A 13106-nucleotide genomic window follows, 5' to 3' on the forward strand; every position below is an offset into this window, starting at 1 on the left:
GGTTCCTGCCGCGTTGGCTTGCCACGTTCCTGGGTGTGTTCATGGCGCTTGCGATCACGTTCGTGATGTTGTGGATCGCGTACAAGCCCCAAGTGCGCACGTCGGCCACGGAGAAGCTCCAGGAAGCCGGCATCAGCACGCTGCCGCCCAGCCCCTCGGCCTCCGTCGCGCCGCCCACGCCTCCCTCGCCCAGCGCCGAGGCCCCGGCCGCGCCCGCGGCGACCGAGTCACAGAACACGAGCGGTGCCGGAGGCGGCGGCGCATCGTCCGAGGCCAAGCCGAAGGAGTCGGCCGAGCCTCAGGAGGACACGGCGGCGACAGCCGTCACGCAACTGGCCGCACAGGACCCCGGACGGCACATCTGCTACCGGGCCTATCTGACGGACAAGGGCTGGACCAAACCGGTGTGCGACGGCGCCATGGCCGGCACGGTGGGACAGAACCGGCCGATCAAGTCGCTCAACCTCGCCACGTCCGACACCGACGGCACCGCCGCCACCGCTTTCGTCTACTACCCCCAGTCGACCGACGGCAAGGGGCACTACAACGGGCCGTGGAAGGGCGTGGTCGACGGCGCCGACCTCTACATCGGCAGCACCAAGAAGGACGACCCCTACATGCTGGGCTTCGCCATGAACGTCGGCCAGAGCAAGAGCGTCGTCTGCCAGACCACGCACGTCCACGACGAGGGCTGGCACGGCCTGGGCTGCGACGAGCCCGGCGGGGACAATTACATCTTCGGCGGGACCCTGAGCAACCTGCTCTGGCTCGAGGCCGTCAAGTTCACCGTGTGAAGCGGCCCTGCCCGTCCGACAGGCGTCGGACGGGCAGGGCCGTCTGCGCGAACAGCCGGGCGAGGAGTTACCAGGTGCCCTCGCCCGGCACCAGCCGGCCCGCCTTGCGGTACTCGCGGCGCGCGCCGTCCAGGAGGTCGGCCGTGTCGACCGGCGCACCGCGGCCGGAGGCGCCGTAGGCGGCCGTGACCACGGCGCTGCGGATCGAACCACCGGCCAGCTCGAAGTCACGGGCGACGGCCCCCGGATCGGTGTCCTCGGCGCACGGCACATGGGTCAGGGCGTGCTGCCACAGGGCCAGCCGCTGGCCGGCGTCCGGGAACGGGAAGTCGATCACGAGGTCGAGACGGCGGGTGAACGCCTCGTCGATGTTGGCGCGCAGATTGGTCGTGAGCAGCGCGATGCCGTCGAAGGACTCCAGTCGCTGGAGCAGATAGGAGCTCTCCATGTTGGCGTACCTGTCGTGCGAGTCCTTGACCTCGGACCGCTTGCCGAACACGGAGTCCGCCTCGTCGAAGAGGAGCACGGCGTCGGTGCGGTCCGCCTCCGTGAAGATGCGCTCCAGGTTCTTCTCCGTCTCGCCGACGTACTTGTCGACGATCGAGGAGAGCTGTACGACGTAGAGATCGAGGCCGAGTTCGGCGGCGACGACCTCCGCGGACAGGGTCTTGCCGGTGCCCGAATCACCCGCGAAGAGGCCGAGGACGCCCCGGCCGCGCCCGCCGCCCGCGCTCAGCCGCCAGTCGCCGAGCACCTGGTCACGGTGGCGGGCGCGCAACGCCAGCTCGTGCAGTTGCACCAGCGGTTTGTCGGGCAGGACGAGATTCTCCCAGCCGACGTCCGGACGGATCCGGCGGGCGTGCCGCTCCAGCCCGGAGGCGGACTGCTGCCGGGCGGCCAGCCGCAGATGAGCGGGGGTCAGCGCGGTACCGTCGAAAGCGGCGAGGCGCTGAGCGGCACGGGCGGCGCGCAGGATCCGGTCGCCACCGAGCCGGTACGGCGCGACCACCGGGGCGAGGTCGAAGCCGGGGGCGGGCTCCGGTACGACTGCGACACGGGCGGAAGCCCCGGTGTCGACCCCGGTGCCGAGCGCCACCGCCCACGCGTCCACCGATCCGGCCCGCAGCCGGGGCACGTCCAGGACGAGCGGATCGCGATGGTCGCACCAGTGCGGATCGTACGGACGCGGATCGGTGAACAGCACGGACACATCGTCCACCGCCAACGCCCGCATCAACGGGGCGGGATCCTCCGGCAGCGGTGACACGACGATCGCGCAGTCACGCAGCCGGGCCTCGCGGAGCAGGTCGGCGATCGGCTCCTGCCCGGCGGTCTGGTCCGGAGCGAAGTGGAGCGCCTCCTGCCCCGAGGCGTCGCGCAGTGCGCCGGCGGCGCAGGCGAGACCGTCTCCCGCCCGGTGTTCGCGGAGATAGACGGTGAGCGGGGCGGTCGCCAGCCGGTCGGCGAGCCTGCGCAGGAAGACCTCGTCGTACTGCTCGCCCCGCACCGGCGCCCGGAGCCGGTGGACATGGCCGGTCAGCGCGGCGTCCAGGGTCTCGTCGCCCAGAAGGTGAGCGATCAGCCGGTCCGGTACGCGCAACGACCTGCTCAGAAACGGGCGTTCGGGTTCCTCGACCACGACGAGGCCCAGCGCGGCCAGCGGAGCCGAGGGATGGAACCGGGCCCGTGCCTCGGCACGGTGTGCCGGAAGTCCGCACAGGTCGAGCGCGAGCCCGGTGGTGGCCCGGCGGCGGCTGACGTCGTCGTTGAGGTAGCCGTACAGCGGCTCGAAGGTACGGTCGAGGTCCGGGGCCAGCGCGATGAGCAGGATCCGGACGTCCAGCTCGGTCAGCCCGAGCCGCCCGGCCAGCAGGTCCAGCCGGTCGCCCCGCTCGGAGACCCAGCTCTCGGGGGCGGGGTCCTGTCCGGCCGGCTCCAGGAGATGCCGTACCGCGTCCTCGGACAGATACAGGCCGCGCAGCGGATCGGCCGCGGTGGGATCGGTCGCGCTGCGGTGCTCGACCAGGAACGCGACACGCTCGCGGAGCCGGGACAGCCGGACCAGGAGCGCGTCGGCCGGTCCCTCGAAGGCGGTGGCGGGCGAAGTGCCGTCGGTGGACGACGAGGTGTCGGTGGCGGCCGACGCCGGGACGTGCGGGGTCACTTCGCTCGCTTCTCTCCGTTTCGATCCTCCGCGACCGGGTGGTCCCCGGCCGGGAGATCCGTGCCCGGGGCCGTGTCGGCCGCGGTCGTGGACGCCAAGTGCCGTGCCCGGTGCCGTCGTTCGGGCGAGCCGTCCAGGGTTCCGTCCATCCCGCGTACGCGCACGCCGGCGCCCTCCGTGACCGGCGGTCCGGCGTCGTACTCCGGGAACGACGGGAACGGCGCGGTCACCACCAGGTCCAGCGACGGCTTCAGCTCGCCGCCGAGCGCGGACCAGATCTCCGCGAGGGACCGGGACTCGGTGTGCAGGTTCGCCACCGAGAGCGGTACGGACAGTCCCAGCGCGGCCAGCGCTCCGGGCAGCGCGTGCGGGGGCAGGATCTCGTGGGGGAGCAGTGTCGCCAACACGGCGGACAGCAGCCGGTGTTCGTCCTGCGGCTGCTTGGTCCAGGCCGTCACGAGATACGACAGCCGGAACCAGCGGGGCGGCTGGCGGCGGCGCAGCACGATGCCGCGTTCGTCCCGCACAGCCATGGCACCACGCTCACGGCGCCGCACGTCCTCGCGGATGTCGTACAAGTAGGCGTTGATGGCAGGCGCGTTGCGGCGGGCGGCCCACTCGCGGCTCGGCGCGTCGAAGGCGACCTCGATGCCGGAACCGGCCAGCGCTCCGCTTCTGAGCAGCCCTTTGAGGACCTCGTCCACCTCGTGAATCACCGTCGTGCTCCCGCCGTGCCGTCACGTTCTGCCGCGTACCAGCCGTGGGCCGGCTGAGTACCCGCTCTGTACCCGTCTGCTGCGATCCGCCCGGTACCCCGTTCGACAGGCCCCGTGCGATCGGTCGGCCGCCTCAGATGTAACCTTCCCTGAGCGCATAGGCCACGGCGTGGGCGCGATTGCGCAGATGGAGCCGGGTGGTCAGCCCGTGCATCACGTTCTTGACGGTACGTTCGGAGTAGGAGAGCTTGCTCGCTATCTCCCCGGTGTCCAGTCCCTCGGCGACGAGCCTCAGCACATCGATCTCGCGCGGCACCAGGCCGGAGAGCGGAGCTCCGGTCTGGCCGGTAGCGGTGCGCTGGAGCGATCCCACCTGAGTGATGAGGCGTCCCAGCAGATCCGCGGGCAGATCCCCGTCGCCCCGCGCGGCCGCGAGCACGGCCTGCACCAACCGGTGCGCACTGGCCTCGTGGCGCCAGACGATGGCCCCGACACCGCACTCGATGACGTCGAGCAGTTCGGCCTCGCGGATCGCGTTCACCACCAGCACGGCGCGCGCCCCGTCGCTGCGCACGAGTCGGCGCAGCCGGGACAGCGTGGTCTCGTCCGGCCCCTCGTTGACCAGGACGGCCACGGTGCCGGGCCCGGCCTCCGCGCTGTCGAGGAGGTCGATCACCGGGTGCTGCCCCAACTGGCTGCGCACCCCGGCCCGGGAGATCGGGTCGGGTGCCTGGACCACCACCGGTATGCGGTTTCCGGAATCCGCCGCACCGGTGTCGGCGGGCCGCTGTGACACGCCTGCGTCAGTGGTCCGTAATGAACTGCGCAACCGCTTCTCCCAAATCCACGTGCGGGTCGCCCCTGTGTCGCCAGTGGCCGAAGGGCTTGTCCCAGACTTCTGTGCTTGGCGTGCCTCGCGCAATCGTGGAGGACCACGAGACTGACCACGAGATGGATCATGAAACGTCCACGACAGGAGACATCGATGGGCGAGACCGAGGCGCTGCGTGAACGACGGGAGGCCCTGGAGCTGGTGGCCGCCGAGGCGGACCGCGCCTGCGCCGGGTCCGGCCGTCTGGTGCTGCTCAAAGGGGCCACCGGCACGGGGCGCACCGCCCTCCTGGAGGCCGTCACCGAGCGGGCGGCGGCCCGTGGCATGCGGGTGCTGCGGACCCGCTGCTCGCCGGACGGCGAGGCCGGGGAGTTCGCGGCGGTCCTCCAACTTCTGTCATCGGGCGGCGAATTCGACGCCGGAACCAAGCTGTTTCCGGACATTTTCGACGACAATCCGCACCACTGGTCATACGCCGAACACCTGTGGAGGCGGCTGCGCTCCTACGCCGCCGACGCCCCGCTGCTGCTGGCGGTGGACGACGTCCACTGCGCCGACGAACCTTCGCGCCGCTGGCTCGTCGACGCCGCCCGGCGGATCGACGCACTGCCCGTCCTCCTGGTGGCGACCGAGCGCAGCCAGTACGACATCGACCCGCCGTCCGCCGGTCTGGCGCACGCGCTCTCGCCCACCCTGGTGCGCACCCACACCCTCGCCCCCCTGAGCGCGAACGCGGCGGCGCACCTGGTCCGTTCGGACGCCGGTGCCGCCACGCCCGCCTGGGTGGACGACTGCGTCCGGGCCGGCGCGGGCAGCCCCCTGCTGCTGCGCGCCCTGCTCGACGACCTCCGTGCGCAGGAACCGGACGGCGCGCCCCCGAGGAGCGTGCCGGACACCTGTGCCGCCCTCTACCCGGGTGCCTATCCGGCCGCCGTCTCCTGGTGGCTGGACAGCGCCGGAGAGGCGACGGCGGGGGTGGCCCGCGCCCTCGCGGCGCTGGACGCGGACGTGTGGGAGGAGGGCCACGCGGAAGAGTTCGCCGAACTGCTCGCCGAGACGGCGGGCGCGGACCCCGCCCGGGTGCCCGGCTGGCTGACCGCCATGACCCGCCTCGGCCTGCTGCGGCCCGACCCCGACGGGCGGCCGCGCTTCGCCCACCCGCTGCTGCGGGACGCGGTGCTCAGCGGCTGGCCCACCGTCCGGCGGCAGGCGGCCCACCGTACGGCGGCCGAAGCGATGCTGGGCCGCGGCGACCGCGCCGAAGCCGTGGCCGGGCAGCTGCTGCGGACCCCGGCCGTGGGCGCGGCCTGGGCCAGCGTGACGCTGCTGGACGCCGCGTCCGTGGCGGTGCGGGACGACAGGCCCGACGACGGCGTGTCGTATCTGCGTCGTGCGCTGGACGAGCCGCTGACGCCCGCCCGCCGGACCATGGTCCTCACCGAGCTGGGCTCCCTGGAGTTCGCCGCCGCCCGTTCCTCGGCCGGGATACCGCGACTGACCGAGGCGACCCGGCTGCCGGGCATGCCGCAGGACCGGGTACGGGCGGCCGTGGCCCTGGGCACCGTGCTGGCCCGGCGCGGCAAGGCGCGCGCCGCGATGGACGTCCTGCGGGGCCTGGACGAGCAACTGACCGACCATCCGGACCTGATACGGCTGCTGGGGACCGCCTCGGCGCTGTTGTCGGACCACGACCAGAGCATCCGTCAGGAGGCGTATCGCTGGCTGCACGGCGCCGCCGAGCGGTCCGGGGACCTGGTCGGAACGGCAGGGCAGGCCCTTCTGGTCCGCCACGACGCGACGGCGGGCCTGATCCCCGCCGCCACGGCCATGAAGCGCATCCACGCCCTGCTGGACGAACCGGTCGACGCGCTCGCCGAACCCTTCCTGCTGGGTACGGCCGCCGCCGTCGCGCAATGGGCCGACGAACTGGTGGAGGCCGAGGGGCTGGTACGCCGGGGACTGGACCGGCAGAGCCCGTCCCTGCTGCACCCCATGCACCTGGCGCTGCTCAACGTACGGGCGGACATCGCCGCGACGCGCGGACAGTACGCCGATCTGCTCGCCGAACCGGCGGACTGGCAGGTCACCGAAGCCACCCGGCACCGGCCCGATCCGACCAACGCGCACGGACACGCCGTGATCGCCCTGGTCGAGACGGGCCGTACCGAAGAGGCGGCCCGCCTCGCGGACAGCTTCGCCCTGGGCGACGCGCACGACTCCTGGGAACTCAACCGATTCCTCTACGCCCGGGGCGTGTTGCGGTCCGCGCAGGGGGATCACGCCGGAGCGCTCGACGACTTCCTCGAATGCGGTCGCCGGCAGACGGCACGGGACGTGGTGAGCCCCGTGGTCACCCCCTGGCGGACCGCGGCGGCCGAGTGCCGCAGCGCGCTCGGCCGGCCGCAGGAGGCCCTCACGCTGGCCCGTGAAGAACTGCGGCTCGCCCAGGTGTGGGACACCCCCCGGCTGGTGGGCCGGGCGCTGCGCGGGCTCGCCACCGCGACCGGCGGCCGTCGCGGTCTGGAACTCGCCGACCGCGCCGTACGCATTCTGCGGGACGCCTCCGCGGAGACCGAGCTGATCCCCGCCCTGATCGGACAGGGGCGGCAGCTCGTCGCGGCGGGAGACCGGAGCCGGGCCCGCGACGCGCTGCGCGAGGCGGCCGAGCACGCCGAACGGCTGGGCGCGGTACGGATGCGGGCGCTGGCCGAGGAGGTCCTCCCCGAAGGCCGCTCCCGTGGCTCGGCGACCGCGCTGACCGGATGGGAGGCGCTCACCGGCAGTGAACGCCGGATCGCCGCCCTCGCGGCCGACGGGCGGACGAACGCCGAGATAGCCGAGCTCCTGCACCTGGCCCGGCGCACCGTCGAGACCCATCTGACCAGTGCCTACCGCAAGTTGGGCATCCGCCGCAGGACGGAGCTCGCCGCGGTGATCGGCGAGCGGCCGGCGGAGCCGGTGGAGGAGCCGGGCGGCTGACACGCCCCCGACATCAGGACGTGAGGCGGCCGTCCGGGTCGTGGAGCTTGGTGTGGTTGGACGGGTCCTGGAGCATACGGCGGGCCACGGGCGCCGGGATCCGCACGACCACCGGAGTGGGGAGGGTGAAGTCCCGTACGGCGACGGAGGGGGCACCGGAGCGGCCCCGGTCGCGCACCCGGGCCACCACCCGCACGTCCAGGGTGAACTGCACCAGTGTCGCCTCGGACTTGGGCTTGTGCACAGGCATCGAGCCGGACCCGTGGGCCGAGGTGTCGGTGGCGCCGCCGACCTGGTCGGCGTTGCCGAGGAGCTGGTTCATCCGGAACTCGTCCGCGTTGAGCACACCGGCGCCGCCCAGCCCCCGTACCGACTTGTTGTGCTCCACCGCCTGCTGATGGTCCGTGCCCGTGGGCCGGGGCGCGTCCAGGGCACTCTGCGCCACCGTCTCGAAGGTCATCTTGTCGCCGACACCCAGCACGCGGCCGGCGCGCAGCCGCGCGTGCAGAGAGGTCCGCAGATCCTGCCCCTGTGCGCCGGAGGCGTGCACGACCGGGAGGTCGGCTCCCGCCGCGGTGAGCAGCGGCAGGGCGGAGATCAGCCACTCGGTGGACACCGCCTCGCGCTGCGCGTACGCCGCCGCGTCGCCCGTCTTGCGGTAGCGCTCCCCGCCGTGCGCCGCCCGTACCGCGTCGTCGATCACCCGGCGGATCTCGGGAGCGCCGCGGAATCCGTTGACCTGTGCCTCCATCGGCAGGCTCACCCCGCGGCCGTGCCAGGGCCCCAGCCGACTCGCTTCGGCGTCGTCCTGCCGCAGGAACGTCTGTCCCGCCTCCGCGCGCGGCACCGGCCGCAGCCGCGACAGCGCCTCCAGGTCCTTGACCAGAATGCGGTGGACCAGGGACTGCCCGCCGAGGGCGGCGAGTCCCACCCGCCCACGCGACGAGTGCAGTTCGAGGGTCGCCTCGATCGGCACCCGCATTCTGACGGAACGCGCGGAGGCCTCGGCGACGGTCTTCATGCCGAGCTGACCCCGCCCCACGGTGGCCGACTTCGTGACATCGCTGACGCCGACACCGAGCCCACCGGAGCCGCCGACGCTCTTGAGCGGACCACCGCCGCCCTCCGGCTTGCCCGCACCGGCCACGACCCCCTCGACGTTACGCGTGTCGCTCGTCTCACGGGTGTCCGCCCGTTGCGTGGCGGCCGAGGTGATGTACTCCATGTCGCGGCCGTCCCTCGCCTCGCCCTCGGGCGTGCCCTGCCGGGTGCGGCGTACGCGGAACACGGCCCAGTACGGTGTGTCGCGGCCGCGGAACAGTTCGACGGGCACCCCGCCGTCCATGGCCCCGGAGAGCAGTCCGGCGGACCCGTCCCGGTCCAGGACGCGCAGCAGCCGCTGCATGTTGTCGTGCGGATCGGCCAGTTGCCGCTTCGGCAGCAGTTCGTCGGCGAGGGACCGGTCACGCCGTCCGACGTCGGCGCGCAGCCGTTCCAGCAGGGGAACGAAGTCGGGCAGTTCCTCGATCATGCCGAAGCCGAGCGGCAGTTCCTGGGCGAGGGCGGGCGGCGCCGGGGCGGTCGTGCTCGACGACTCCCCGCTCCGGGACGCCTCGGACTGCTCCTGGGTGGCCTTCTCCTTGCCCTTGGACTCTCTTCCCTTGGACTCCGGGCCCTTGGACTGCGCGCCCAGGCGTGCGGATTCCCCCTGCGAGGACGTCTGTCCGGCGGACCCGGGAACACGCAGGCCCGCCGCCGCCAACTGCTCCTGGGTGAGCCATACGGCGGCCGCGGCCGGCAGCGTCCGCTCGCCCTTCGCGACGTACGGGCCGCCTCCCGTGACCTTGACCTCGCTGACCATCCGGACCACCAGGTCGCAGTGGACCAGGTAGAGGGGCCGGGTGCGCGGAGTGTGGGCGTTGCGTTCGACGGTGCCGCTCAGCGTCGTCGCCGTCGCCGCGCTCCGGCCGAGGTTGCGGGCGGCCGACAGACCCTCGCCCAGCCGCCAGTCGGCGCCGTTCTCCGATCCGAGGGCGCCGCCCTGCACGGTCGTGGAGATACCGCTGCCCTCCTGCCCGGTCATCTGGTGGCCGCCGAGCAGGAACGTCTCGGTACCCGCCCCGGTGCCCTCCGCCACCACCTCCGGATGGGTGAGGGCGAACCGGGTACCGATCGCGCCGTTGAGCGCGCCGAGCCTGCGCGGGTACCGCAGGTTCTTCACCACCCACCCGGAGGACACCGCCTGGCGCAGCGCCGAGGTGATGGCCTGCGGACTGAGGCGTTCCTCGATCGCCAGCCGCGGTGCGAGGCCCTCCGTCTGCAGCGCGAGGTCCTCCCGCAGTTCCCGATTGCGGCTCGCGGCCCGCGACAGGAGCTCGAAGGCGAGGTCCCGGATCGGGCCACCGCCTCCGACGGTCTCCACCAGCGTCCAGTCCCGGACCGCCCGGCCCGCGATCGAGCGCGGCGCCATGGTCGACAGATCGCCGATGCCCGACGCGTTGAACTGCCGCTGCGGCGGTGCCAGTCCGGCGGTGCGCCTGCGGGTCCTGGCCGTCAGCCGGTCCTTCCCGGCGGTGTCCAGGGTGAAGGCGGTCGGGGTGAGCAGCCGTACGTCCTGCTCGGCCAGGTCGAGCGCCTCGGTGTCCGCGGTCGAGGCGATGTGCACGGCGTCGGGTGTGTCCCGCCCCGGCATGCCCGGGGTGAGGGCACGTCTGGCGGTCCGCTCCCGTGTCGTCATGGTGACGTCCACGTCGAGGCGCAGGGCGCCGCCGAACGCGCTGGTGTTCTCACCGCCGTTGGTGAGCACGTCGGAGCGTGTCGTCGGACCCGCCTGGTTGCGCCGGGTGCTCTGCCGGGTCCGCTCACCGCGCACCGTGGCGGACAGGGCACCGGGGATCAGCCGGAACTGGCCGAGCGCCAGCCCGCCGATCGACCGCGAACTGGACCGCCCGCTCTGTGAGTTGCTGGTGACGCCGCTGTGGCTGCGCACCAGCCAGTCCTTCGTCTCCCCCTGGTGGCCCGTCTCGCGCAGGGCACCGACGACCTTGATCTGGACGTCGTGCGCGTGCCATCGGCTCTTGCGCCGCATCCGGACCCGGATCCCGGAGGAGAGCAACTGGTCCTTGTTGACCCGCAGGTTGGTCTCCGAGAGTACGGTGATCAGCTCGCGGTAGTTGCGCCGCTGCACCTCGCCCTCCTCGCGGCTCACCTCGGTTTCCGCCCCGGCGCCGAACGCTGGCAGGTAGCCCGCGAGGCGCTGGTCGGTGGCGAAGAGCCGCTCGATGCCGGAGAGCAGGGGAGCGGTGTCCAGCTGGCTGATCGCCACGCTCGACCCCATGGCCCCGAACGGCAGATGGCGCTCGGTGCCCGGGCGGCCCGACGATCCGGCTTCGCCCGGTGACTCCTCCCCTCGCCGCCGGTCGAGCCTCCTCCCGTCGGCGTCCGTTCCCGGCTCCCTGATCATGGGGCCCGCCGCGACGCCTTCGGGCAGTTCGAGGCCCAGCGACCGGGCCTCGTCGGCGCGCAGGCTGACCCACACATCCATCGAGTGCTGGGCCGTGCGGGTCCCGGAGCGCACCTTCATGGCGGGGGAGAGCGGTCCGGTGCCCTCAACGGTGAACCGGACCTTGCCGAGGTAGAGCACCTTGTCGCCCCTGACCTCGGCGCCCTGACGGCTCGACAGCGTCTGCTCGGCCACCGTGAACCGCGCTTTGCGCGCCCCGGCCGTGGGCATGACCGTCGCGCGCACCGCGGCGGCGTTGCCCAGCACGCCGAAACCCGCCGCCGGGCCCGCGCCGAAGGTCCCCCCTCGGCCCTTGGCCGCCGTGTGCGACACGGAGTGCTGCGCCTGCTGGTGCGTACGCAGTTGGGTCTTGCCGGTCGTCCAGGTGGGCGACAGGGCGGTGAGGTCGGCGCGCATCCGGTAGGTGCCCGTGGCGCTGCCGTCCTTGGAGACGAGATCCTCCCCGATGACCCAACCGCTCAGCAGCCGGGGCAGGTCCTCCAGGACGGTCGCGGCGGAGGTGGCGTCGTGGAGCCGGGCCCGCCCGGGCGCACCGCGGGAGGCCAGGGAGGGGTGCAGCACGGAGCGGACCGTGTCGAACAGGCCGCCGCCGCCCGGATGGGGGGCCGCCGCGTCGTCCAGGGCGACCGGGGCCAGCGAGTCCGCGAGCCGAACACGCCGCGCGGTCGGTGTGCCGAGGGGGCGTGGCCGCACGGGTGCCTCGGCGGTGACCGGCACCAGGTGTTCGGTGGGCACCCGCATCATCAGGGACCCCGCGCCGCTGAACGTCTGCGCCCGGCCGCCCCGTCCCTCGTCCTGGGGCTGGACCCGTACGCCGTAGCGCACCTGGCGCCGCATCTCGACGGACCCCTTGTCGCTGCGCAGCACCCGCGGTTCGGACATGGTCTTCTGCACACGGGAGTCGCTGGAGGACTGGAACGGCTGCGCGTTGGCCATGACCGCCCCGCCGAGCCAGACCCCCGGGACGACAGGCGCCAGCCCGAACGCCATGAAGTTGACGCCCTTGCTGGACGAACCGCCCGAGGAGTGGCTCACCACGCCCGAGGTGTTGTGCTGGGTGTCCACCTTGATGTTGGCGCCCTCGGCCGTCCGCGCGTCCTGGGCGGCCTGCCGGGGGTCGACCTCGGTGCCGGTGCCGGTGCCGGTGCCGTCCCCGCCGTCGTGATCGTCGGCTCTCGCCTTCCCCTTCCCCTTGCCCATGGCGGCCTCCGCCTCGGCCAGCAACGCGGCCATGGCCCTGGCCTGTTGCGCCGCCGCGGCCTGAGCCTTCGCGGCCTCCGGGGAGACGAAGGTCTCGGGCAGGTCGGTGCCGTCCCGGGAGATGGTGACGGTGACGTCGTACCACCCCTTGCCCTCCGGGCCCTCGACGGCGAAGGAGCGGCCCTGGCCGTAGAACGTCTCCGGCCGCCCGGCCAGCTCCTCGCGTATCTCGGCCACCGTGCCGTCGGACCGTCCGACGACCGTCCCGAGTGCGGTGGACACGAACTCGTGCCCGGTGAGCCCGTACGCCGTGGAGAGCCCCGCCGCCCGTAACTCCCGCAGGTACGGCGGCAGTCCGAGCGGCGGATGGGAGGTGCCGGTCCCGCTGCCGGTCGGCCGGGGGACCGGCCGACGCGTGCCCGCCCGACGGGGGCGTGTCGTGATGGCGGCGCGCGGCCGGGCGTTCTCCGCGCCTTCCCCGGACTCCTCCGATGCCTCTTCGATCGGGGGAAGCACCGCGGGCAGCCGGGTGGCGGCACTGCTCTCGGGCAGTTCTTCGAGGGTGGGCAGTACGGCCGGTGCGGGCCTCGGCGCACGCGTGGCGCCCGCCACCCCCTCGGCGGCAGGGAGCCGTCCACGCAGTGCGCGCGCCGTCGCCGCGTTGCCCGCGTCCCGTTGCAGGGCCAGCAGTGCCTGCGGAGTCATCCCCGGGCCGGTCGTCGGGGACGCCGGGTGCGGCGCCGTGACCTCCGCGCCGGTCCTGGCGACCGAGGCCGTGTCCCGGCCGACGGCTCCCCGGCCGTGGTCCCCGGCCCTGCCGTTCCCGCCCGATGCCTGCCGCTGCCTACGCACAGTGAGCCATTCCCGTCATGAGGACCGCCGTCCCGCCCCCATCGGA

The 13106-nt window shown here is 73.3% G+C and carries 5 protein-coding genes and 1 pseudogene; 2 read left to right on the plus strand and 4 right to left on the minus strand.

Features of this window, described 5'->3' with window-relative positions:
- Nucleotides 1–794 (plus strand): annotated as a pseudogene (locus ACFVWD_RS09935) (hydrolase); the annotation flags it as partial.
- A gap of 67 nt (nt 795–861) precedes the next feature.
- On the opposite strand, the gene ACFVWD_RS09940 reads toward ACFVWD_RS09935, so the two are convergent.
- The 3 genes from ACFVWD_RS09940 to ACFVWD_RS09950 all read right to left on the minus strand — a co-directional run bounded on the left by ACFVWD_RS09940 (nt 862) and on the right by ACFVWD_RS09950 (nt 4470).
- Complete coding sequence (locus ACFVWD_RS09940) at nt 862–2958, minus strand: ATP-binding protein (protein ID WP_389594828.1); 2097 nt, start codon at nt 2956–2958, stop codon at nt 862–864.
- Nucleotides 2955–3674 (minus strand): DUF4255 domain-containing protein, encoded by a 720-nt coding sequence (locus ACFVWD_RS09945; protein WP_389594830.1) that lies wholly within the window; start codon nt 3672–3674, stop codon nt 2955–2957. The genes ACFVWD_RS09940 and ACFVWD_RS09945 overlap by 4 nt, the downstream gene beginning before the upstream one ends.
- Nucleotides 3675–3807: 133 nt before the next feature.
- Nucleotides 3808–4470 (minus strand): LuxR C-terminal-related transcriptional regulator, encoded by a 663-nt coding sequence (locus tag ACFVWD_RS09950; RefSeq protein WP_389594832.1) that lies wholly within the window; start codon nt 4468–4470, stop codon nt 3808–3810.
- Nucleotides 4471–4659: 189 nt separating this feature from the next.
- Here ACFVWD_RS09950 and ACFVWD_RS09955 point away from each other — a divergent pair, with 189 nt between their 5' ends.
- On the plus strand, nt 4660–7485 hold the full coding sequence (locus tag ACFVWD_RS09955) for an AAA family ATPase (RefSeq protein ID WP_389594834.1): 2826 nt from the start codon (nt 4660–4662) through the stop codon (nt 7483–7485).
- A gap of 13 nt (nt 7486–7498) precedes the next feature.
- Here the strand turns inward: ACFVWD_RS09955 and ACFVWD_RS09960 are convergent, their stop codons facing one another.
- Entirely contained in the window at nt 7499–13060 is a 5562-nt protein-coding gene (locus ACFVWD_RS09960) for a hypothetical protein (RefSeq protein WP_389594836.1), read from the minus strand.
- Nucleotides 13061–13106: the final 46 nt, after the last annotated feature.

This window comes from Streptomyces sp. NPDC058086, assembly GCF_042885015.1.
Lineage (GTDB): Bacteria > Actinomycetota > Actinomycetes > Streptomycetales > Streptomycetaceae > Streptomyces.

Coding starts and splice junctions, on each gene's coding strand:
- ACFVWD_RS09955 (WP_389594834.1), top strand. CDS start 4,660: ATGGGCGAGACCGAGGCGCTGCGTGAACGACGGGAGGCCCTGGAGCTG.